The sequence below is a fragment of the Helicobacter suis genome (assembly GCF_902196125.1).
GTDB classification, from domain to species: domain Bacteria; phylum Campylobacterota; class Campylobacteria; order Campylobacterales; family Helicobacteraceae; genus Helicobacter; species Helicobacter suis_B.
This window is the reverse complement of sequence record NZ_CABIKG010000001.1, coordinates 58,784-82,376: the sequence shown is the minus strand read 5'-3', so window position 1 is coordinate 82,376 and position 23,593 is coordinate 58,784. Positions and strand designations below refer to the sequence as shown.

Genomic DNA, 23,593 nt, shown 5'->3' with positions numbered 1-23,593 from the left:
TAAGGTAGAATTGTCCACCTTTAGAGGAGTTGGTATGATCAAGCCTCAGTCTTTTAAGTATGTGTGTTCTTGCGGGTATTCTAGGGTGGTGTCTTTTAAAAGCGATTGTTTAAGCGCGATGGATGTTGCTAGTATGAGCCCTACATGCCCTCAATGCCAAAAAACTATGGAAAAAAAGCCACTAGGTCTATTCGATCTTTTTAAAGTATTTGGCAAATGAAAGATAACTTACTTATCCTCTATAACCCCTACTATAGGAAAGACACTATCGAACAACATCTAGCCATTTTAAAAGAAAAGAAAGTGGTGGGCTTTGGAAAAATCTATCCTAAAAATAAAGACATGGAACATTCCAATCAAGAAAGACTCCAAGAAATATACAAGAATACAAGCCCCTCTAACCCCTTGCAACTTTTCTTAACCGACTATGCTAATCTTTTTGTGGCTAAAGTAGAAAGAGTAGAGAAGACTTGCAGCGTAACTTATCCAAAATACTACGATACAAACGATAAATTAGGAGGAGTTGAGTGCTGGTTTGTGATCACGGATTTAAGGGAGCTTGTTCGTAATGATTTTGAAAAAATACGGGATTGCTATCTATCCAGATTCACCACCCCCACTCGCAACAATCGCACATTTGCCATTTATGGAAACCCCTATGTTTACCCGCTAATTATCCAGATGAAAGAGCCTTTGACATACTCCCCATAGCTAAAGCTAGGAGATTCTGGGATCATCAAGACCTGCCCGCTAGACGGGTCTTACAGCCTCTACTCCAAGAGTTGATGCCCCAACTCTATGGCGGACATTATAACACAAAAAACGCCTTATATCCCCATAGCTAAAGCTAGGGGCTTTACGGCGCGAGTGGTAAATTACTTTGAGGGTTACCTTGAGGGTTACCTTGAGGATGATCGCAAGTTCTATCAGGATGTGTTTAAAAGCCCAGAATTTCTGGATACAAAGAAATATCTAGTTGAACTTAACTTGGGCGCTTATGCTGATAAACTCCATATTAATAGCCTAGATAATATTATTTATGCCGAGCTTGAATACCAAGCTAATAAACAAGACCCTCTGTATGATTTTTCCACTATCACCATGCGCTACTCTAAAACCTTTGAGGAGGAAACCTATAGGTTTATGCAAAAATTAGTGGATTTTTTGGCTAAAGAGGATCCTGATATTTTGGAGATTACATGGGATATGCAGGGAAAAGAATTTAGCCTGCGTGATCTTCCTAGCAACAAACCCAATTTGGGAAGTTATAGACATATTCTAAGCCAAAAACAACTAAAAGATGCGATTTACAATTTGCCTAAAGATTTGTCTAAGTCCCTTCATCTTATTCGAACCACCCTTATTGAAACCATCAAAACTTTCCAAGAAAACCGCAATAAAAGCGCGCATGGCAATGAGAAAGCCTCACTCCAAGAAGCGCAAACCTTGCGAGATAAAATTTTAGGGATTAAGAATCACAGCATTCTTAAAGAAATGATCGCTTCTAAAGAATCTTTTGCCTTAAAACCCACTCCCCCTAAAAACGAACCTCTCCCCTCAAAGCCCACTCCCCCAAAACAACCTCCCTCCTCAAAACCTACAACGCCCGCTTTTAGTCTTAGTCTTCGTGGTATCCGTATTAGTCGTAAGTAAAACTTTGAAAGGGTTTTTAAAACAGCGTTATAGGGTATGTTGTGTAGACTTATTTTTGATTCTTATTGATTAATATATTGGCATTGTTCTTTTAATTAGGTTTTCCTCAACCAATAATACACACACCCCTAATTTTTGTTACCCTAAAGTTAATTTTTTTTGCTATGTAATAAAAACCAAATAATAAAGGATTTTAAAATGAGTAGACAAATCCAGTTTAACCAAGTGGGTGATTCTGATGTGTTAGAGATCATTGAAGTTAATGTACCTGCACCACAAGCAAGCGAGGTACAAATTGCCTTCCATGCATGGGGGCTAAACCGTGCAGAGATCATGTATCGCCGTGGGCAATATGTAATTGAGCCACAATTTCCCGCTAAACTAGGGTATGAGGGTGCGGGTGTGGTGCGCGCTGTGGGCGAACATGTTAGCCATGTTAAAGTGGGTGATAAAGTAAGCGTAATTCCAAGTTTTATGTTTACCCAATATGGTACTTATGCTGAAGTGGCCAATCTACCCGCCCATGCAGTCATCAAACACCCTGAAAATCTCTCTTTTGAGCAGGCAGCAGCGAGTTGGATGGCTTTTGTTACTAGCTATGGAGCCCTTGTTGAACTGGCTAACTTACAAGCAGGCGAATATGTTGTTTTAGGGGCAGCAAGTAGTAGCGTAGGCTTGGCTGCTATACAGATTGCTAAAATGCAAGGAGCTACTGTTATTGCGCTTAGCCGCACCCATGCAAAAGGGGATATTTTATTAACAAAGGGGGCAGATTTTGTATTAGCCACGCAAGAGGATAAGATCACAGCTTGCTTAAATGAAATTACAAATAGGCATGGCGTGGGCGTGGTGTTTGACCCGGTAGGTGGAAAAGATGCGGCGGCAATTTTTAGGGCTATGGCTTTAAATGGGCGCTATTTTATTTATGGCGCCTTAAGCCATGAGGATATAGCTGTCCCTGTATTTGCTATTCTTGGTAAACATCTTATGCTACGGGGTTATGAATTGTTTGAAATCACCACAGACTCTGAAAAACTTGAGCGCGCAAAGGCCTATGTTTATGAGGGGTTAGCCAGTGGCAGATTGCACCCTGAAATTGATCGTGTTTTTCCCTTTGCTAAGATTAGACAAGCCCATGACTATATAGAAAATAGCGCACAAATTGGTAAGGTGGTGCTTACACTTTAGATTGCTCTTAGCGCCCAAAGCTAGTTGAGGGATCATTAAGATTTTGCACGGCTAACCAGTCTAGACGACCTTTATTCTATAAATTATTTTTAGCACAGCGCCTTAATCTATCAAGTTAGAGACTTTATAGGGCGGTGCAAAAAGCTTGTGGTATTAGTGCTAGGGGCTTGGACATTAAGGTAAGGGAGGGGATTTTAAGATTTTAGAGAAATCTATTAAATTGGCACATGTGTTAGCAATTTTTGCTACATTAAGTTGGGCTTTTCTGCTATTTAAAACCAAAACAACAAGGATTTTAAAATGGGCAAACAAATCCAATTTAACCAAACAGGCGGTTTTGATGTATTAGAGATTGTTGGAGTTGATATACCTGCGCCACAGGTAGATGAAGTACAAGTTGCCTTCCATGCATGGGGGCTTAATTGTGCAGAGATCAGGTATTACAGTGAGCAATATACAAATTCAATTCCTGTTAGGTTGGGTTATGATGGCGCGGGTGTGGTGCGCGCTGTGGGTGAACATGTTAGCCATGTTAAAGTGGGCGATAAGGTGAGTGTGATTTCAGACTTTCTACTAACTAACACTTATATTGAAGTGGCTAATTTACCTGCCAATGCGGTTATTAAATATTCTGAAAATCTTTCTTTTGAACAAGCAGCAGCTAGCTGGATGGCATTTGTTAAAGCTTATAAGACATTAATTGAGCTGGCCAACTTACAAGCAGGCGAATATGTTGTGTTGAGGATAGCAAGTAGAAGCGTGAGCTTGGCTACTATACAGATTGCTAAAATGCAGGGAGCTATTGTTATTGCGCTTAGCCCTACCCATGCTGAAGGGGATATTTTATTAACAAAAGGGGCGGATTTTGCATTGACCACCCAAGATAACATTACAGCCCGCCTTCTTGAAATTACAAAAGGGCAAGGCGTAGATATGGTGTTTGATCCTTTTTGTGGAGAAGACGCGTACGCGATTTTTAGAGCTATGGCTCCAAACGGACGCTACTTTATTTATGCGGCATTAAGCCATGAGGATATGAACATTCCTACATCTGAAATTCTTAGCAAAAACCTTACTCTACGCGGTTATGGATTGTCTAGAATCAGCGCAGATGTAGGAAGTCTTAAGCGTGCTAAGGCTTATATTTGCCAGGGGTTAGCCAGTGGCAGATTATACCCTGAAATTGATCGCGTTTTTCCCTTTGCTAAGATTAGACAGGCCTATGATTATGCAATAAAAAATAGCGTACAAATTGGCAGAGTGGTTATCACACTCTAAAAGCGAGCTTTGTATTTCTTTTTGTTTAGTAAAAATAAGATAGCTTAAGTAGCAATGAGCCACTCAAGCGCGTTTTGATAGCTTTTAATACTTGCCTTATTTTGATAAGCAATATCAAAAGCACAGCCATGATCTACAGAGGCGCGTTTGATAGGTAAATTAAGCGAAACATTAATACTTTGCTCAAAATAAAGGGCTTTAAGCGGGGCTAGCCCTACATCATGGTAGAGCGCAACAAAATAGCGGTATTTATCTCTAAAATGGGGGGCAAAGGCACTATCTGCACTAATAGGCCCTAAAAATTTGGGTGTTTTTAAAGACAAATTAGCCTGCTTGATAGCCTCTTGTACTTCTTGATCTTGCGTGCCAATAGCGCCCCCATCGCCGCAGTGTGGATCAAGTCCTAAAACCACAATTTGAGATGCTTGTGGGAGGGCATGGCTTAAAGTGATTAGAAACTCTACCAAAGGCTTTATTTGTACACTTGTACTCACTTGGGCTAAGGGAATGTGATCGCTAAAAAGAGCCACCCATAAAGAAGGACAACCTAACATCATGATCGCCTCTTGTTTATAACGATCCCTTAAAAGCGCGGTGTGCCCGGGGGCATTAATTCCGGCTAATTGCCATGCTTTTTTATGAATAGGCAGAGTACAAACCCCTTTAACCTCTTTAGTATCAGCTAAATTAAGCGCATGTAGAAAACTAGCATAACTATAAAACCCGCTTTCTGCTTGTATTTTTCCGGGCTCAAGTGCTGGAATAGGGGCATTTATTTCTAAACAAGACATGTTTTTAAGTGTATCAGTGTAGCGCTGATTTAACAGTACATTGGCTTGTTTTAATACTTCTAAATGCACACAATAAAGCGGATCACAAATTTGGCTAATCTGGTGGTGTGCTTTAAGCGCGATCTCAGGGCCTATTCCTTGCACATCGCCAATAGAGATAGCAATTTTAGCGCGCATGTTTGAGTATCTCTTGCATGTCTTTAATGGCGCGCTCTAACCCCACAATAATAGCCCTAGCCATGATCGCATGCCCGATATTAAGTTCTTTTAAACTTTTAATACGCGCCACAAGACTAGCATTAAAATAATTCAAACCATGCCCAGCGCACATATTTAAACCCATTTTTTCTCCTTGTAAGGCGCTTTGTTCTAATGCATTTAAACTTTGATCTAACATGTTTTTTAAAGCGGTATTGCTACTGGGTAAGTTTTTAAGGCGGTTTTTATGGTGTTTGAAGTTGGAATAAAGAGTGTTGTATAGATTACTAAATTGTCCCGTGTGTAACTCCACCACCCGCACGCCTAAATCTAAGGCGCGCTTTAAATTTGTCAAACTTGGATCAATAAAAAGCGCCACTTCTATTTCTTGATCTAAATACGCTTGAATGGTTTGGGCTAATTTGGGGTGATCTAAATTAAGCCCCCCTTCTGTGGTGATTTCAGCGCGCTTTTCAGGTACTAAAGTAACTTTAAAGGGGCGCAATTTACAAAGAATTTTAGTGATTTTTAAATCAATGGCGCATTCTACATTAACCGGCATAGGCGCGTGTTTGAGGATACTAATTAGATCGTCTTCATGGATATGGCGTCGATCTTCTCTTAAATGCAAGGTGATCAAATCCACCCCTACATTTTTAGCAATAAAGATAGCTTCTAGTACATCAGGTTCATGGATTTTGCGCGCTTCTCTAAGTGTGGCGATGTGATCAATATTTAAACCTAAACGCATGGGTTTTCCTTATGGTAATTTAAAAGCCACTGGTAAAAGAGTAAATAAGCGCATACAAATACCCCAATGAGGCTTAAGAGTAAATAGGGTTGGTGGCGACAAATAAAACTAATGCACATGAAAGGTAGATTTAAACCCACCACAACAAGCCCGGTTAAAGCGTTGGAGTTTAGGGGGGTGGTTTTTAAAGATAGGGCTTTAAAAATTAAGGTGTGTAGGTGCAGCGCATCCGGTAAAGTGGCCTTTTTGCGCTTATATTTGCGCCTAGCAATAGAAAAAAGTACCTCTGTTACTGGATAAATCATTAAGGCTAATCCAAACCACACGCTAACAACTCCCCTTAGGGCTAAATCCATCAAATGCACCCCACAGATTAGCCCTAAAAAATACGCCCCTCCATCGCCTAAGAAAATATAACCTTTAGGAAAATTAAGCACTAAAAAACCTAGTACGCCTAGTAATAATGCTAAAAGGGCATCATTTGGCTCAATCATGTAAAGAATGGCTAAGATAATAGCGCTTAACCCTCCAGCTAGCCCATTAAAACCATCAATGATATTCATCGCATTAGAAATACCCACTAACATAAACACACTAAAGGGCAAAGCTAGCACAAAGGGCAAATTAAAAAAGGGGGTAAAGTGGGTGATTACTAGGTGATCTGTATAAATAACACAGATCACCCCTAAAGTCTGCAATAATAAACGCCTTTTAGGGCTTAAAGACATGTTTAAATCCTCTAAAAACCCACTTAAAAACACAAGAAATAAACCCAGTAGCGCCCATAAAGGGAGTTTAAACCCCACCCCTAAAAAAGCTAGAAAAATCCCAAGCCCTCCCGCACGCGGGGTTTTCTTGGTGTGAAAACCTTGGGGTTTATTAGCATTATCTACAAATAATGAGCTATATTTTGAAATAAGCACGATTATCAAACCACTTAAAAAACTCACCACTATATACCACACAACCGCGCCTATTTTTTAAAAAGCATTATACCTTAACAAAATGCTATAATAAGCACCCATGCTAAAAAAAATATCCCGTATCGGATTGGTGTTTTTGTTGTGTACGCGGCTAGTACAAGCTGAGATTTCAGAGGGGGCTAAGGTTTTAGAAGATATTGGCGATGTGCTGCGCTTAATGCCTATTTTTGTAGGGGTGGTGAGTTTAGGCATGCGCGATTATCGTGGCATGGGAGAGCTAGCGGTAGGCAGTTTAGTAACTCAGGGGGTGATCTATGGGATTAAAAATGCCTTCCAAAGCGCGCATGATAGAGGGGCAAATGTAGCCTTTGCTAAACGGCCATGCTGTAATAGTTGGCGTGGCATGCCAAGCGGGCATGCAGGCGGGGCTTGGAGTGCGGCCGGATTTGTTTATTATCGCTACGGGTGGAAACCGGCTTTACCTGTAATTGCTCTAGCTATTCTAACCGATGCAAGCCGCGTAGTCTCTTATGAACACAGCGTTTTACAGGTGGTGGTGGGGAGTTTGATTGGTTGGGGTTTTGCTTATTTATTCACTTCAAAATATCGCCGTAACTGGGAACTTTACCCAGAAATTTCTGTGAATGAAAGGGGCAAAACGCGCTATGGGCTACATTTTCATTACCGCTTTTAGCCAAATATTAATATTAGTTTGTAAGAATGCCACACGCCCTTTATTTTGTCAGTTTAGCGATGATTTTTAGGATTTAGGATTCTTCTATGCGTGTTGGTATTAAAATTCTACTCAATATCTTTCTCTCTTTGATCATGGTAGGCGTGGTTGTTGTTTTACTCACCAATTTCAAACAACATGGTTTAATCAAAGATTTAATCAAAACTACAGAGGAAAATGGGACTAAAAAGAAAGAGGAAACTTTGCGTTATATGCTAAAACTCATTGAGCATGGGATTCACCGCTATTATCGTATCCAACCCTCTAAAGAACAAGCCCTACTTTACTCTTTAGATTATCTTAAGGCTATCAATAACGATCGCGCGGTTATTTATATGGTCGCTGTAGATAAAGAAGGGAAGGTACTTTTTGATCCGGTCAATCCTAATACTGTAGGCAAAAGCGGGCTAGATTTAAAAAGTGTAGATGGGGTTTATTATGTGCGCGGGTATTTAGAGGCGGCTCAAAAAGGGGGAGGGTTTACCCGTTATAAAATGCCTAAATTTGAGGGGGGAGTTCCTGAGCCTAAAGTGGCCTATAGTGAGTATGATCCGGTGAGTAATATGGTATTAGTTACTACCTCTTACTACAGCGATATGTTAAAAGATTTAGATAGCGTGGAGAGAGAGGCTAAAAAAGATGTCTTAGAAAGTTCAAAGATTTTAGTATTCTGGATTAGTGGAACAATGGTGTTTATGATTGTATTTTCTGGCATTGCGATTAATTTGACTGTGATTTCTCGCATTAAAGAGGCAGTGGATCAGATTTATAATTTTGGGCAGGGGGATAGAGATTTAACAAAGCGTTTGCGTGTAGGCAAGGGGAAAGACGAACTAAGTAGGATGAGTATCGGGTTAAACACTTTTGTAGAACATATCCAAAAAATCATGTTATCTATCAAGGATAATAGTACGCGTAACCGGTCTTTATCAGACAAATTACAGCAATTTATTTCAAGTGGTAGCACCCGTATTAAAAGCAATGCAGATACAATCCATGCGTTATACCAGCAATCTAGCGATTTGGTTTCCTCTGTACAAACTTCTATAAAAGCAGCTGAAGAAGTGGGCGATAAATTAGCCCAAACCCAAACTTCTATTGAGGAGTCTAATGCCTCTTTAAGCGCCATGTTAGAACAAATCTTAGGGGCGGCTAAGACCGAAGAAGAATTGGCTAGCAAAGTAGAACAACTGAGTAAAAACGCAGATAGTGTAAAAAGTATTTTGCATATCATTAATGACATTGCCGATCAAACCAATTTATTAGCCCTTAATGCGGCTATTGAGGCCGCACGCGCAGGTGAACACGGAAGAGGTTTTGCTGTAGTGGCTGATGAGGTGAGAAATCTAGCCGCACGCACCCAAAAAAGTTTAGCTGAAATTAACTCTACTATTGGGGTAATTGTACAAGAAATTAATGATGTGAGTAACCAAATGAATCTAAATTCTAAAAAGATTGAGGAGTTAAGCACGGGTAGTTTAGAAGTACAAGAGCGCTTTAAAGCTATGAGTGCTGATGTGGGCACTGTGGTGCAAAATACCCACACCTTTATCGCTGATTATGCTAAAACAGGCCAAACGATTCACTCTATGGCTTCTTCGCTCACTCAGGTAGAAAATGTAACCCATAAAATCTTAGATGAAACAACTGAAGTTGGCAATCTAGCCGATTCGCTAAACACTTCTACCTCAGAATTAGACGCACAGATTAACCAATTTAAGACTTAGAGGTTTTCTATATGCTAGATACACCTAGCCACTGGGTTTAGGTTAAACCTAGCTCAATTAGCCTAGCTAAAGCTTTCGGGTTTTAGCGCTAGTTGGCAAATACAAATCTTTTAAGTTAACGCCTATTCAAATACTCTAGTTAAAAAGTACTTTTTTGACATACTCCCCGCGCTCTTAAGCTTACTGGATTGATTAGGATCATCAAGGCTTGGTAGCCGCTCTACCAGTACTCTTTAGAGTTGAGCCCTTACTCTATGGTGGGCGTTAAACATAAAAACGCTTTAATCTGCTTAGCAAGCTTGCGGGCTTTAGCGCGCAATCGGGTAAAACTCTCTAGCATGGCTTAGCTTGATCTTACAAGCTTAAGCACTAGTGGGCAAATATAAAGCTTTTTAAGTTAACTAGATAGTTAGAAAGTACTTTGAAGTAGCAGCGTTTCACCAATCACTCTAGCTAAATGAGGAATATCTTGATCAAAAAGAGCATAAACATCTAAGATCACCCCGTTGTGGTGTAATATCCCCGCTATTCCTTGCAAGTAAAGCGCTTTGTATAAACTTTCTACACTACAAGATTTTAAGACTAATTGCACCCCAAAACTCTCTATTTCTTGGTGCTCCACCCCTCCACCTATTAAGGCCTTTGTAGGCATGATCACACATTTAAGAGATTTAAGAGGGCTTAGAGCATGGAAAAGCTTAAGCGCTTTATTTAGTAGAGTGTCTTTATCTTGTTCTAAAAACTCTTGGGTAGGGGTTTTCTGGCCACAAATAAGCCCTTGTAAACTCTTAACTAGTAAAAATAACTGGGTTTTATCCACTCTAAAGGCGCGATAAAGCGGATGGGTGCGCAAAGCTTGTATACACTCTTGATGGCCTAGTACAATGCCACCTTGTACACTTCCTAGTAATTTATCCGCACTAAAACTAAGTAGATGTACATTTTTAAGTACCTTTTGTACCCCCTCTATACTTTGCATACTCCCTAAATCTTCATAAAAAATTGCGCTTTTTTCCTGTGCTAATTTAAATAAATCCTTAGAAGATACAGAAGCCACAAAGCCACTCATGGAAAAATTACTCCGGTGGATACGCATAATCAGCGTACTAGAATCACTCCATGCGCGTTTATAATCGTCTAAATAAGTTTTATTAGTGCTACCCACTAGTTTAAGATGGGTAACGCTTTCTAAGAGTTCATGCGCTCTAAATCCCCCCCCAATTTCTACAAGTTCTCCAAAAGAGAGCAAAGTTTGGCACCCTGCACTTTTAGGGGCAAAAACGCTAGCAATTAGCACTAGAGCGCTTGCATTATTATTAAGCACTAAAGCATCTTGGCTTTGGAAAATCACTTTAAGCAATTCTTGAACTTGGCTACAACGATTAGCCCGCTTGCCTGTGTGTAAATTAACTTCTAAATTAACATACCCGCTTAAAAGGGATAATTCTTTAAGGGCTTTTAAATCCAATACCGCCCGCCCTAAATTAGTGGAGAGTAAGATACCTGTAGCGTTATAAATGGGTTTAAGCGGTGGGGACATTAGGGCGTTATAATGATTTAATAGCAACTCTACCCACTGGTTAAAATGGGTAAAAGTAAAGGGCTCTTGGTGGTGTTTGGCTAATAGATTTGTCGCTAGGGATTTAAGAATATGTCTAGGATAGGGGGCTAAAGAGGGGGCGTTTAAAAGGCGGTGCATGGCAGGGGGTTTATTTTGCATGGGAGGCATTCTAACACAAAGAGGTTATTTTTAGTTATACTTTAGCCTCATCTGGATTTAAGGCGCGTACATGCAAACTTACGGTTTAAGTTATTGGGGTAAAGAGGATTTTGTCATTGAGGAGGGAATGGTAAAGGTTAATGCGGGGAGTAAACCTAGTTTAATGGAAATGGTTTTAGACATGCGCGAACAAGGCTTTAAAGGCCCTTTGTTGCTGCGCTTCCCGCATTTGATTGAAAAACAGGTTAAAAAGCTCTTTAACATGTTTTCTAGCGCCATTGAACAGTACCATTATAGCGGTGCGTTTAGAGCGGTCTTTCCTTTAAAAGTTAATCATATGCCTTATTTTGTACTCCCCTTAGTAGAAATTTCTAAGCATTTTGAGGGGCATTATGGATTAGAGGCAGGGAGCAAGGCAGAATTAATTCTAGCTATGAGTTATATCCACGAGGGCGCGCCTATTACGGTTAATGGGTTTAAAGATAAGGAAATGATCGAACTAGGTTTTATTGCTGCTAGTATGGGGGCTGATATTACACTCACCATTGAAGGGCTTAGCGAACTTAAAAGTATTTTAGAAGTCGCGCTTGAAAATAATACCACCGGTGAAAACACGAGACTTTGCCCTAAAATTGGGATTAGAGTGCGCTTGCACAGTTCTGGGGTGGGGGTTTGGGCTAAGAGTACGGGTATTCATGCTAAATTTGGGCTAGCTAGCACCGAACTTTTAGAGGCCATGCATTTATTAGAAGCCCATGGCCTTTTAGAGCAACTTAGCATGATTCATTTCCACATTGGTAGCCAAATTAGCGATATTACCCCCTTAAAAAAGGCGCTCAAAGAAGCGGGTAATATCTATGCAGAATTGCGCAAAATGGGGGCGTTTAATTTAAATAGTATTAATATTGGTGGGGGGCTAGCTATTGAATATTCCCAGCACAAACACCGGTGTGGGCGCAATTACACTTTAGAGGAATTTGCCGGAGATGTGGTGTTCTTGCTTAAAGAGATTGTGAAAAATAAAAAGGAATTAGAACCCAATATTTTTATTGAATCGGGTCGTTTTATTAGCGCAAGCCATGCCGTACTAGTTGCCCCTGTTTTAGAATTATTCTCTCAAGATTATGATGAAAGCATTTTGCGTTTAAAAGAGAGTAACCCGCCTTTAGTAGCCGAGATGGAAGATCTCTACCATAACATAAACACCAAAAACGCCATTGAATATTTGCATGACAGTTTAGATCATATGGAGTCTCTTTTTACTCTTTTTGATCTAGGCTATATTGATTTACAAGATCGAAGCAACGCTGAGGTTTTAGGGCATTTGATTATCAAAAAAGCCATTGGGTTTTTGCGCCACAAAGATCATAACGATATAATCCGTATCCAAGAACAGGTACAAGAACGGTACTTGCTTAATTGCTCTTTTTTCCAAAGTTTACCGGATTATTGGGGATTAGGGCATAATTTTCCGGTTATGCCTTTGCATAAACTAGATGAAGAGCCTACAAGAAGCGCGAGTTTATGGGATATTACATGCGATAGCGATGGAGAAATTAGTTTTGATAAGGATAAACCTCTATTTTTGCACGATGTCAATGTCCGCCAAGAGGATTATTTTTTAGGTTTCTTTCTAGTAGGGGCTTATCAAGAGGTCTTAGGCATGCACCATAATCTTTTCACCCACCCTACAGAGTGCTGTGTGCACATACACGCACAAAATGCACCAGAGAGCTTTTCTATTACTAATATCTTAGAAGCCCAGACAATCCTAGATGCCCTAGAGGATTTAGACTATGACACTAAGGAAATGGAGCGCATTTTAAAACAAAAGATTGAGGATAGCGCCTTATTAGATTCTGAGAGTAAAAAAGAAGTACTCGGGCGCTTATATGTTATGCTAAGTGAAAATGGCTATTTAAAAACTCTAGCCTTGCAAAAGTAAAAGTATTTAGCATAATCAAAACTTTAAGATTTTGTTATAATTTAATTTTATCAAAGGAGTACTAAATGGAAGATCTAAATCAAGAGGATTTTGATCAAGAAGAATGGGATGAGAGTTTAGAGGATATGTTAGATCAATGCCAACCAGAATATGGAGGGGGATATGATGATGATGATTATGTGAGTGCGGATAGCGAATATGAAGAGTGAGCATGGCAATAGAGAAAATCCATGCCGCTATTTTACAACACAGCTATCAAGGCACGCGTACAGCCACTTTAGAGCGCACAGATTACTTACTCAAACAAGCTAAAACACAATACCCTAAACTTAATCTAGTGGTGTTACCCGAATTGCACCCCTACCCTTATTTTTGCCAGCATGAAGACCCGCAATATTTTACATGGGCAGATTTTTTTACAGAAGATGTGGCGTTTTTTGCCAATCTAGCTAAGCGTTATGGGGTGGTGCTAGTGAGTTCTTTATTTGAAAAACGCATGGAGGGGGTTTATCACAACACAGCCATTGTATTTGAAAAGGATGGCAGGGTTTTAGGCAAACAGCGCAAAATGCATATTCCAGACGATCCGCGTTTTTATGAAAAATTTTATTTCACGCCCGGGGACGCTACTAAAGGGTTTGAGCCTATTATGAGTAGTGTAGGCAATTTAGGGGTACTGATTTGCTGGGATCAATGGTATCCGGAGGCGGCACGAATCATGGCATTAAAAAAGGCAGATGTTTTAATTTATCCTAGCGCCATTGGGTGGTTTAACGATACAAGTGAGAGCATAGAGGAAAAGCAACTCCAAAAACAAGCTTGGCAAAGCGTGCAAAGAGGGCACAGTATTAGCAATGTGATACCTGTAATCACTTCTAATCGCGTGGGTTTAGAAAAAGACCTTTACACAGAAGGGCTATATTTTTTTGGTTCTAGTTTTATTTATGGGGCTTTTGGGCAAGAATTAGCAAGTGCAGGGCAGGAGGAGGCGATTGTCTATGCCTGTATTGATTTAAAAGAGAGTGCTAAAATACGCCAGATGTGGCCTTTTTTTAGGGATCGACGCATAGATGCCTACGCAGATATTCTTAAGCGAGTGGGTGATGTTTAACCTACTTTTTTGTTTCCACCACACACATGGTCTCTAAAAGAGACCGCTACACTTCATTAAAAGCACCTTATAAAAATATACAAAGATAACAAGGAATATTATGCTACTAACAAATGCGGCTGTGGTGTCTGTGTTGGTGATGGTGGGGCTAAGTTTAGCGCGTTTAAATATTTTGCTAGCCATTATCGCTGCTAGTTTGGTAGGGGGGTTAATGGGAGGGCTTGGGGTGGTGCAGACCATTAAAATTATGATTGATGGCATGCAGGGCAATTTAGAAACGGCTTTAAGTTATGTCCTCTTGGGGGCATTAGCGGTTATGATCTCAAGTGGCAATCTCATTAAAATCTTGTTGCATAAGATCATAGGCTTTATGAATCTAAAGGCTTCTGTCTTTTGCTTTTTAATTGCCTTTATTTCTTGTTTTTCTCAAAATTTAATCCCCGTTCACATCGCCTTTATCCCGATTTTAATCCCGCCCTTATTGCATTTAATGAATCATCTACAATTAGATAGACGCGCGGTAGCCTGTGCACTCACCTTTGGGTTAGAAGCGCCTTATATGACTATTCCTGCCGGGTTTGGATTAATTTTCCAACAACTCATTGTAGATAATCTGGAGAAAAATAAAATCCACACCCATTTAAACGAAGTGGTGGCTGTGATGTCTATTGCGGGTTTAGCTATGGTTGTTGGTTTAATAGTAGCCGTTGTTATACTCTATAAAAGGCCGCGCATTTATCAAGAGCGCATAGAATTACCAACGGAGAGTGATTTAAAATTAAGCAGTAAAGACTATTTAGCTCTCTTGGGGCTTGTTTTAGCTTTTATCGTCCAGATTGTTACCGGGTCATTGCCACTAGGGGCTTTTATCGGGCTTATGGTCATGTTAGTTGGGGGGGTGGTTAAATGGAAAGAGATGGATGAAGTAATTGATACGGGTGTAAAAATGATGGCTTTTGTGGCCTTTGTGATGCTCATTGCAGCCGGTTTTGGAGAAGTACTCCAAAAAACCCATGCCATTAGTGATTTAGTGCATTTGGCAAATAGCGCTATTTCTAGCAAACTAGAGGGAGCAATTGTGATGCTAGCCATTGGTTTATTTATCACGCTAGGGATTGGAACTTCCTTTGGAACTTTGCCTATCATTGCTACCTTTTATTGTCCCTTGTGTGTGGCGCTTGGTTTTGATACAAAGGCAACGATTTTACTAATCGGCATAGCCGCAGCTTTAGGCGATGCGGGTTCGCCTGCCTCTGATAGCACCATAGGGCCCACAACAGGGTTAAATGCAGATGGCCAACACAACCATATTTATGATACCTGTATCCCTACTTTTCTAGTCTATAATATCCCCCTTATTCTTTTTGGGGTTGTAGGAGCGTTGTTATTGTAAAAGCAGCACGATGGTGGAGATTTAGGCGTATTTTAAGACTCGCCCTACCCTCTGGAATCAATAATTTTTTAGAGATATTTGTTTTAGCCGTATCTGTAGTCTTTATGGGTAAGCTCTCTGATAACCACATTGTGGCTATGGGTGTGGGGTTACAATACATGATGCTTTTTTATGCCCTTAATTCTATCTTTTATATTGGTACTAATGCCACCTTAAGCCGTTTAGTGGGGGCAAAAGAGATGGAAATGGTGTCTATTGGTTATTCTAGTATCTTAATTGGGGCATGTTTACTTTGCTTTTTAGCAGGCTGGATAGGCTTTTTAGGCATCACCCCCTTTTTAAAGTGGATGGGCATTAAGGGAAGTGCTAATATTTTAGCCACCCATTATCTACAAATTCTTATTTTAGCCATGCCGGCTATTTTTATTAAAAATGCTATGGTCGCAGCCCTTGCTAGTTTATCAGATACTCTAACACCCTTCATTTTAAAAATCCTTATGAGTATTTTTTGTCTCTTTCTTAACCAAGCGTTGATCTTTGGAGATTATGGCTTTATGCGCTTAGATATAAAAGGGGCGGCTTTAGCTAGCGTGTCTAGCGCTTTTTTAGAATTAGGGCTTCTTTTTGTGATCATTACTTTAAAAAAAAGCCCGCTACGCTTCCGCTTGCATTTTAATTGGGAGCTTTTTAAACGGGCTTGGCAAGTGGGCTGGCCTTCTGGTTTTGAAAGACTTTTAACCCTCTTTTCTATGGCTTTAGTGTCTAAATTTGTGGCTAGTTATGGCAATGATGTTTTAGCTGGCATGCAAGTGGGCTTGCGTATTGAAACTTTTTCTTACATGCCCGGTCTTGGTTTTACCATTGCTTGCATGGTTTTAGTGGGGCAACATTTAGGGGCTAATCAGATCAAACGAGCAGAAGAATATGTCTACATGATTTTAAAAGTAGCGGGGTTTTTATTAGGGATTTTAGGCATAGTGATGATGGTCTTTGCCAAATCTTTAGCGCTTATCTTTACCAGTAATTTAGCTGTAGTACAGGTGGCTTCTTGGTATTTAGTTACTGTAGGCATTTCACAAGTACCTCTTATCTGTTTATTTGTATTAGACGGGGTATTTAGAGGGGCTGGCATGGCTAAAGTATCGCTTTATATCAATACCTGTAGTTTATGGATTTTGCGTATTTTGCCTATGTTTTTGCTTTGGAGGTTGGGGTTTTCTGTACGCTACTTTTTTCTGGTAATTTGTTTAGAAACCTTTGCCCGAGCGTTCTTTTTCTACTGGGCTTATAGCAAAGGATTTTGGAAAAAACCCGGGCGCTTTGCTAATTAGTGTTTTTAACTAGCGCTTCTTTTTTAGCTAAGGCTAAATCAGCCTTTAGCATGTCTGTAATCAAATCATCTACACTAAAAGTACGCCTCCAGCCTAGCTCTTTTTCAATTTTACTTGGATCTCCTAAGAGTAAATCCACTTCTGTAGGGCGAAAGTAACGCGAATCCACTCTAACAACGACTTGATCCTTTAATAAAGACATGGTGGGGACATTTAAAGAACTAGATTGTAAACCCACCACTACCCCCTGTTCCTCTAGCCCTTGCCCTCTAAATTCTAACAACACCCCTACCTTTTCAAAACAACGCTTTGTAAAATCTCTAATACTCAAAGTTTGCCCACTAGCCACCACAAAATCTACCGGTTGTGTATGCCCTAAAATCAAATGCATAGCTTTTACATAATCTAAAGCATGCCCATAATCGCGCTTGGCATCTAAATTACCCAGATACAAACAATCTTGCAAGCCAAAGAGCATGCGAGAAATGGCCATCGTGATCTTGCGGGTTACAAAGGTTTCACCGCGTACAGGGCTTTCATGGTTAAATAAAATCCCATTGACCGCAAAAAAGCCATAAGCTTCGCGGTAATTTTTAGTGATGTAATAGGCATAAAGTTTAGCCACCGCATAGGGGCTTCTTGGGTTAAAGGGTGTGTTTTCATTTTGCGGGGTTTCTAAAACCTCTCCATAAAGCTCAGAGGTGCTAGCCTGATAAAAGCGGGTATCTTTAAGCCCTAAAAAACGCATGGCCTCTAAGATACGCAATGTACCTAAAGCATCTACATTAGCCGTATATTCTGGCATCTTAAAGGAAACTTGTACATGGCTTTGGGCGGCTAGATTATAAATTTCTGTAGGTCTGATTTTAGCAAGTAGACTTGTGATATTACTAGAGTCTGTTAAATCCCCATAATGTAAGAAAAAATGCGTGTGGCTGCTGTGCACATCTTCATAAATAGGATCAATTCTAGCCGTATTAAAAGAAGAGCTACGCCGTTTAATTCCATGTACTTCATAACCCAAGTCTAAAAGATGGCGCGCTAGATAACTCCCATCTTGTCCGGTAATACCGGTGATTAAAGCAATTTTTTGCATTTTCTTCCTTTAAATGCGTTTATAATCATCTTCAAGCCGCTCAATATCTGATTCATCTAAACAAGTCCCGCATTGTACTTCTAAGATTTTTAAAGGATTATTTGTATCATTGCCTAAGCGATGGATTTGCCCTTGTTTAATAAACACACTCTCATTAGTCAAAACCTTAAAAGCACGGCTATCAATAATTACACTAGCTATACCCTCTACCACTACCCAGTGTTCGCTGCGGTATTTGTGTCGTTGTAAGCTTAGGCGTTTATGCGGGGTAATTTCTAAAAGTTTAACCTTAAAAAAAGAGCGCTCTAAAAGCACCTCAAAGCTACCCCAAGGACGGTATTCTAAAGGATAGGTTTTTAATAAATCCGCATTTTTCTTTCCCACCTCTTCTACTAAATCTTTTAGAGAATCTAAATGATCCTTAGAAGCCACTAATAAAGCATCCTTTGTGTCAGCTATCACGCAGTTTGTAAGCCCTAGCAAACAGACTAATTTATCCGGTGTACTATAAATGTAATTAGAGCTAGAGTTTTTAGCTAAAAGCGTGCTATTGTGGCAAGTATTACCCTGGTCAGAGGGTGGGAGGCTAGCTTGCAAACTAGTAAAATGCCCAACATCTTGCCAATTAGCCCTCAAGGGTACTACATACAGATTAGTACACCTCTGCCATAACAGCGTATCCACACTACCCTCTTGTAAATCTTGCATGTTAGTACATCTCGTGATCAAAGGTAAGCGTTTGGCCTCGTTATAAACTTTCTCACATGCTTTTAGCATATTAGGCACATATTTAGCGCATTCTTTTAAAAAGATAGATGCTTTAAAGACAAATATCCCGCTATTGATATAAAAATCTCCATGTGCGCGTGCCATGCATTGATTAATTTGCAAACGGCTAGGTTTTTCAATAAAGCCTAGCACTTTGGCTACTCCATCTTTAATTTCTGAGCATTCAATAAATCCATATTGGCTACTAGGCTCTTTAGCCACACCAAAAAATACAATTTGATTTTCTTGTGCCTGTTTAAGCGCTAATTTTAAAGCCTCATGAAAGGCCTTTATATCCATAAGATGATCGGTTGGACTCACCACTAAGATTTCATCTAAATTACAAGCCAAAGCCGCTAGCATCAAAGAATTCATGGTATTTTTGCTAGCACTTTCTAGTAAGAAATGCGTACGACTTTCTAAATTAGCCTGCGTAATTTCCTCTAAACTATGGAAATAATGCGCTTCATTACACACCACTAAAAAACGCGCTTCTTGATTTTTTAAACGCGCAAGAGTTAAGGCAAAAAGACTCTTATCTGCATAGAGTTTTAAAAATTGCTTAGGGAAATGCTCCCGACTTAAAGGCCATAGCCTTCTGCCACTCCCCCCACTTAAAATTACATGCACCACAAAACGCCCTTAATAAAAACAATTTTAGCTAGGGATACTAATACAAAAGCGCTTAAAGTAACAAACTTGCAAACCTAGGGGGTAGCATTCTTGGGTATAATATTTAGCTTGGTTGTCATAACTTCTATACCTCGCCATAAAGGGGTTTTTTGCTCAAGAGATTTTTTTTTACTGTAAGCTCCGGTATTTTATGTTCTCGTTTAGCCGGGTTTGTGCGCGATTTATTAAGCGCGTCTGTACTGGGTAGTGGGCTTTATAGCGATATTTTCTTTGTAGCCTTTAAATTCCCCAATCTTTTTAGGCGTATTTTTGCCGAAGGGGCCTTTGGCCAAAGTTTTTTACCCGCCTTCATCTCAAGCCGTTATAAAGGCGCATTTGCTGTAGGTATTTTGGGTTTTTTTAGTCTCTTGCTATTGTTTTTAGTGTTATTAGTGGATCATTTCCGCTTTTTTTGCACTAAGCTACTTGCCTATGGCTTTAGCCCACATAGCATTGAACTAGCTAAAGACATTGTGGCCATTAATTTTTACTACCTTCTTTTAGTGTTTTGGGCGACATTTTTAAGCACTCTCTTACAGTATAAAAACCATTTTTGGGTAAGTGCCTACCACACAGTTTTATTAAATCTAGCCATGATCCTTGCTTTGTATTTTCATAAAGATCAGCATGCCTTAGAAATTGTGCGCGCTTTGAGTTATGCGGTGTTATGCGGTGGGATAGCCCAAGTTGTTTTACACTTTTATGCGCTTTATCATCTAGGGTTTTTTAAACTCTTTTGTGTAGGGGTTTATACCCTTTTTAAACGACCCCTTAATCCCAAGCAAACATATAGACAAAAGATCATCAAAGAGGAAAGAGCGCATTTTTTTAAACAATTTATCCCTAGTGTACTAGGCAATTCAGCTAGCCAAATTTCAGCCTTTATAGATACCTTTCTGGCTTCTTTTTTAGCCACAGGTAGTATTTCCTATCTTTATTATGCTAACCGCATTTTTCAACTACCCCTTGCACTTTTTGCTATCGCCATTTCTACCGCTCTTTTCCCCACTATTGCTAAAGCCATTAAAGAGAATAATACCAACCTAGCCATGCAACACATGCAACAGGCTTTTACCTTTTTAACTTACATGCTTTTAGCCTGCACTTTAGGCGGAATTATGCTAGCCAAGCCCATTTTATCCTTGCTATTTCAAAGGGGGCATTTTAACTCTGTAGATGTCATGCATAGCGCTTCAGTCTTTAGGGCATATCTGATTGGACTGTTACCCTTTGGGCTAGCTAAAATTTTTAGTCTCTGGCTTTATGCCCATAAAAAACAGCTCAAGGCGGCTAAAATTGCGATCTATTCTCTTATTTTTGGTACAACTTGTTCTTTAATTTTAATGCCCTATTTACAAGCCAGCGCCCTAGCTCTTTCTAGCTCTTTAGCCGGGTTTTTACTCTGTGGTCTCCAAATTAGAGCCTTTGGTTTTAAGCGTTTTTTAGGCATGATTATTTTTAGAGATGTCTTATATTTAGTTCTACTACTCGCTTTAGAAGCCTTAATTTTAGCCTTATTTTTATGGGCTCAAGAGAGCTTTAAAATCTGGCACTTATTAATCTAGCATAAGAGGTTTAAATGCACCCACCCATTTATCTATTTGATAGCCACCATAAACAAAAGCGTTTATTTATCCCTATTAAAGCCCCCGATGTTAGGATTTATGTTTGCGGCCCTACTGTTTATGACTATTCTCATCTAGGGCATGCTAGAAGTGCGATTGTCTTTGATTTACTTGCACGCATGCTAACTTTAAGTGGGTATTGTGTAAAACTAGTTAAAAATTTCACCGACATAGATGATAAGATCATTTCTAAAGCCCTGCAAGAGGGCATAGATATTACAGATTTAAGCCACCGCTTTATTACTAGCTATTTAGAGGAAATGCAGGCTCTAGGTGTATCTCGCCCTCTTAGCGAACCTAAGGCTAGCCAATATTTAAAGGCTATAGAGGACATGATTAAACGGCTATTAGAAAAGGGGTATGCCTACCAAACAAAAGAGGGTAGTATCTATTTAGACACAAGGCTAGATAGCGCTTATGGATCGTTAAGCGCGCATTCTTTAGAGGCAGAAAATGTAAGCCGCATAGAAGATAACTTAGAAAAACACCACCCCCAAGATTTTGCCCTCTGGAAAACTTATAAGGGAGAGGGGGATTTGGGCTATTTAAGCGCTTTTGGCAAAGGTAGACCCGGCTGGCATATTGAATGCTCGGCAATGATTGCTAATACCCTAGCCTATTTAGATAAACCCTATCAAATTGATATTCATGGGGGAGGCTCTGATCTTTTCTTCCCCCACCATGAAAATGAAGCTTGCCAAACCCGCTGTGCTTTTAACCAAGAGTTAGCGCAGTTTTGGATTCATAATGGGTTTGTCAATATTTCGGGTCAGAAAATGAGCAAGAGTTTAGGCAATAGTTTTTATATCAAGGACGCTTTAAAAGTTTATGATGGCGAGGTGTTGCGCAATTATCTTTTAGGGGTGCACTATAGCGCTATTTTGCACTTTAATGAAGAAGATTTAAATAGCCAAAAAAAGCGCCTAGATAAACTCTATCGCCTCAAAAAGAGGGCTTTAGAGATTAGTTCTGAAAAAGCTAAATCTAATCAAAATTTCCAACACGCCCTTTTGCAAGCCATGCAAGATGATCTAAATATTTCTAAGGCGTTAAGCATTTTAGAGGAGTATTTGCAAGAGAGTAACCAAAACCTAGATAATGCCCCTAATAAAGCGATCAAAAAGAAGTATGCGCAAGAGATTTTAGAAAACCTCACTTTTATAGATCAACTCTTAGGCTTAGGGGGTAAAGATCCCACTCTTTATTTTCAGCTAGGGGTTGATAGGGCGCTAAAAGATAAAATCACAACCCAGATTTTAAGGCGGCAAAAGGCTAAAGAAGCTAAGGATTTTGCCCTTGCTGATTTAATCCGTAAGGATTTAGCCAAACAAGGCATTTCTTTAATGGATACACCCAGTGGTACGATCTGGGAGAAAATTTGACATACTCCCCATTAAAGTTAGGGGATTGACGGGATCATCAAGGCTTGCCCGCTAGACGGGTCTTACAGCCTCTACTCCAAGAGTTGATGCCCCAACTCTATGGCGAAATTATAACATAAAAAACGCCTTATATCCCCCATAGCTAAAGCTAGGGGCTTTACGGCGCGAGTGGTAGCTATTGTTGGCAATAACCTTTTTCTTGGCATCTAATCTGTAATTCTTGTTGGAAATTAGGGTTTAAAGAAAGAAGGGTAATAGGGTGGGTGTAGTTTGGATCGTCTCTACTTTGTTTGTAAATAGGCTCTAAGCGCAGAAAAATTTCAGCATGGGTTGTGGGGTCTAGCTGGAAAAATCTTTTGATGTAGTTTTCTAAATAAAAAGTCCCATCTATTATTTTAAAGGTTAGACTCGTGTGGTGGCTATTGCTACCCTCTTTTTTAAATTCTAAAGTGAGCCAAGGGGCATGGGGGTTAAATTGGGCACTCCCCGCCCCTTGCATGCAAAAATTACCCAAAACTCTTTGGTATTGCAAAATTTTTAAACACTGCATAGTGGCATCGCTTGTATAAACAAGGTGATATGTCTGCCCATCTACTTGCATTTCTTGGACTTTTTGTGTTGCTTGTTTTTGTGTTACTGGGGCTTTCTGTGTTACTGGGGTTGTTGGGGCTGGGAGGGGTTGTTGCGTACTTTCTTTTTTACTAAGTTGTTCTAAGAGAGTGTTATTAATTGTTTCCATTGAATAGGTGGTACTATTTTTTGGTGGGTTGTAATAGGGGATAATTTGCTCTGATCCCACCTCTTTTTTAGCATAACGCATTAAATAAAATGTGCCCTTGATATTTGTAAAGGTGAAATATATACCACTCTCTTTAGCCGGAGCTGTAGGGGTAGCCGGGCTAGATTTTAAGAAATCAAGGTGTAAATCCCCTTGATTAACCTGTATATGGGCCTGCCCAAATCCTTTTAAACAAAACCCTTTGTATAAAGTAGATCCTAGTAACACTCCCAAACACATGGCTTTTTTCTCGTTTTGTTTGATCTTTTGTACTCCATATGCGTATAAAAAAGTATAGGTTGTGTTGTTCACAGAAATACTCTGTTGATAAGCTTTATCATGATTATTTTTAGGATAAATTGTATAGGTAGCGCCGGCTACTTTAGGCTTTTCTAAAAAGGCGCGTACCCATTGTTTGAGTGTATCCATAGGTTCTGCTTGCAATGTTACTAAAGCTAAAAACAAAATTAACCAGGGCATCATCTTCTCGCTTGTTTTTTGCACAATTATAGCAATGTGAACTCAAAAAA

21 protein-coding genes are annotated in these 23,593 nt (G+C 39.7%); 14 read left to right on the top strand and 7 right to left on the bottom strand.

The window, feature by feature from the left end; genetic code table 11:
* Positions 1-34: 34 nt before the first annotated feature.
* The 5 genes from G6Q00_RS00380 (at position 35) to G6Q00_RS00360 (ending at position 4,119) form a co-directional block, all read left to right on the top strand.
* On the top strand, positions 35-220 hold the full coding sequence (locus G6Q00_RS00380) for a hypothetical protein (protein WP_163531524.1): 186 nt from the start codon (positions 35-37) through the stop codon (positions 218-220).
* Positions 217-711: a hypothetical protein gene (locus G6Q00_RS00375; protein WP_163531523.1), complete on the top strand. Its 495-nt coding sequence runs from the start codon at positions 217-219 to the stop codon at positions 709-711. Before G6Q00_RS00380 ends, G6Q00_RS00375 begins: the two co-directional genes overlap by 4 nt.
* 222 nt (positions 712-933) lie before the next feature.
* Positions 934-1,653, top strand: coding sequence for a hypothetical protein (locus tag G6Q00_RS00370; protein WP_163531522.1), 720 nt, complete (start codon positions 934-936; stop codon positions 1,651-1,653).
* A 198-nt stretch (positions 1,654-1,851) separates the two neighbouring features.
* On the top strand, positions 1,852-2,841 hold the full coding sequence (locus tag G6Q00_RS00365; protein WP_163531521.1) for a zinc-dependent alcohol dehydrogenase family protein: 990 nt from the start codon (positions 1,852-1,854) through the stop codon (positions 2,839-2,841).
* Positions 2,842-3,141: 300 nt separating this feature from the next.
* Entirely contained in the window at positions 3,142-4,119 is a 978-nt protein-coding gene (locus G6Q00_RS00360) for a zinc-dependent alcohol dehydrogenase family protein (protein WP_163531520.1), read from the top strand.
* Between the two features lie 44 nt (positions 4,120-4,163).
* On the opposite strand, the gene pdxA is transcribed toward G6Q00_RS00360, so the two are convergent.
* Genes pdxA through G6Q00_RS00345 form a run of 3 tightly spaced genes read right to left on the bottom strand, consistent with a single transcriptional unit; the run spans position 4,164 to position 6,824 of the window.
* Positions 4,164-5,087 carry a 4-hydroxythreonine-4-phosphate dehydrogenase gene (gene pdxA / locus G6Q00_RS00355; RefSeq protein WP_163531519.1) on the bottom strand — a complete coding sequence of 308 codons (924 nt, stop codon included), beginning with the start codon at positions 5,085-5,087 and terminating at the stop codon, positions 4,164-4,166.
* Positions 5,077-5,859 (bottom strand): pyridoxine 5'-phosphate synthase, encoded by a 783-nt coding sequence (locus tag G6Q00_RS00350; protein ID WP_163531518.1) that lies wholly within the window; start codon positions 5,857-5,859, stop codon positions 5,077-5,079. Before G6Q00_RS00350 ends, pdxA begins: the two co-directional genes overlap by 11 nt.
* Entirely contained in the window at positions 5,850-6,824 is a 975-nt protein-coding gene (locus tag G6Q00_RS00345) for a glycosyltransferase family 4 protein (protein WP_240330892.1), read from the bottom strand. Before G6Q00_RS00345 ends, G6Q00_RS00350 begins: the two co-directional genes overlap by 10 nt.
* Positions 6,825-6,882: 58 nt before the next feature.
* Here G6Q00_RS00345 and G6Q00_RS00340 point away from each other — a divergent pair, with 58 nt between their 5' ends.
* A complete protein-coding gene (locus G6Q00_RS00340; protein WP_205426414.1) occupies positions 6,883-7,476 on the top strand; it encodes a phosphatase PAP2 family protein in 594 nt (197 codons plus the stop codon).
* An 86-nt stretch (positions 7,477-7,562) separates the two neighbouring features.
* Positions 7,563-9,242, top strand: coding sequence for a methyl-accepting chemotaxis protein (locus G6Q00_RS00335; protein WP_163531517.1), 1,680 nt, complete (start codon positions 7,563-7,565; stop codon positions 9,240-9,242).
* A gap of 409 nt (positions 9,243-9,651) precedes the next feature.
* On the opposite strand, the gene selA is transcribed toward G6Q00_RS00335, so the two are convergent.
* Positions 9,652-10,962, bottom strand: coding sequence for an L-seryl-tRNA(Sec) selenium transferase (gene selA / locus G6Q00_RS00330; protein WP_163531516.1), 1,311 nt, complete (start codon positions 10,960-10,962; stop codon positions 9,652-9,654).
* A gap of 70 nt (positions 10,963-11,032) precedes the next feature.
* Between selA and speA the strand changes: the two genes are divergently transcribed.
* The 5 genes from speA to G6Q00_RS00310 all read left to right on the top strand — a co-directional run bounded on the left by speA (position 11,033) and on the right by G6Q00_RS00310 (position 16,742).
* On the top strand, positions 11,033-12,907 hold the full coding sequence (speA, locus tag G6Q00_RS00325; RefSeq protein WP_163531515.1) for an arginine decarboxylase: 1,875 nt from the start codon (positions 11,033-11,035) through the stop codon (positions 12,905-12,907).
* Positions 12,908-12,972: 65 nt separating this feature from the next.
* On the top strand, positions 12,973-13,116 hold the full coding sequence (locus tag G6Q00_RS08405) for a hypothetical protein (protein ID WP_205426413.1): 144 nt from the start codon (positions 12,973-12,975) through the stop codon (positions 13,114-13,116).
* A 2-nt stretch (positions 13,117-13,118) separates the two neighbouring features.
* Positions 13,119-14,018 carry a carbon-nitrogen hydrolase gene (locus G6Q00_RS00320; RefSeq protein ID WP_163531514.1) on the top strand — a complete coding sequence of 300 codons (900 nt, stop codon included), beginning with the start codon at positions 13,119-13,121 and terminating at the stop codon, positions 14,016-14,018.
* A gap of 85 nt (positions 14,019-14,103) precedes the next feature.
* Positions 14,104-15,411 (top strand): Na+/H+ antiporter family protein, encoded by a 1,308-nt coding sequence (locus tag G6Q00_RS00315; RefSeq protein ID WP_430750775.1) that lies wholly within the window; start codon positions 14,104-14,106, stop codon positions 15,409-15,411.
* Positions 15,405-16,742 (top strand): MATE family efflux transporter, encoded by a 1,338-nt coding sequence (locus tag G6Q00_RS00310; RefSeq protein ID WP_163531580.1) that lies wholly within the window; start codon positions 15,405-15,407, stop codon positions 16,740-16,742. The genes G6Q00_RS00315 and G6Q00_RS00310 overlap by 7 nt, the downstream gene beginning before the upstream one ends.
* On the opposite strand, the gene gmd is transcribed toward G6Q00_RS00310, so the two are convergent.
* Both gmd and G6Q00_RS00300 read right to left on the bottom strand, forming a co-directional pair.
* Positions 16,735-17,838, bottom strand: a complete 1,104-nt coding sequence (gene gmd, locus G6Q00_RS00305) for a GDP-mannose 4,6-dehydratase (RefSeq protein ID WP_163531512.1) — start codon at positions 17,836-17,838, stop codon at positions 16,735-16,737. The genes G6Q00_RS00310 and gmd overlap by 8 nt on opposite strands.
* A gap of 9 nt (positions 17,839-17,847) precedes the next feature.
* Entirely contained in the window at positions 17,848-19,239 is a 1,392-nt protein-coding gene (locus G6Q00_RS00300; RefSeq protein WP_163531511.1) for a mannose-1-phosphate guanylyltransferase/mannose-6-phosphate isomerase, read from the bottom strand.
* Positions 19,240-19,388: 149 nt separating this feature from the next.
* Between G6Q00_RS00300 and murJ the strand changes: the two genes are divergently transcribed.
* The gene (murJ, locus tag G6Q00_RS00295; protein WP_163531510.1) at positions 19,389-20,843 is read left to right on the top strand and encodes a murein biosynthesis integral membrane protein MurJ; all 1,455 of its coding nucleotides are present in this window, start codon (positions 19,389-19,391) and stop codon (positions 20,841-20,843) included.
* 26 nt (positions 20,844-20,869) lie between these two features.
* Positions 20,870-22,285 (top strand): cysteine--tRNA ligase, encoded by a 1,416-nt coding sequence (cysS, locus tag G6Q00_RS00290; protein ID WP_205426423.1) that lies wholly within the window; start codon positions 20,870-20,872, stop codon positions 22,283-22,285.
* A 175-nt stretch (positions 22,286-22,460) separates the two neighbouring features.
* On the opposite strand, the gene G6Q00_RS00285 is transcribed toward cysS, so the two are convergent.
* Positions 22,461-23,543, bottom strand: a complete 1,083-nt coding sequence (locus G6Q00_RS00285) for a hypothetical protein (RefSeq protein WP_163531509.1) — start codon at positions 23,541-23,543, stop codon at positions 22,461-22,463.
* Positions 23,544-23,593 lie beyond the last annotated feature (50 nt).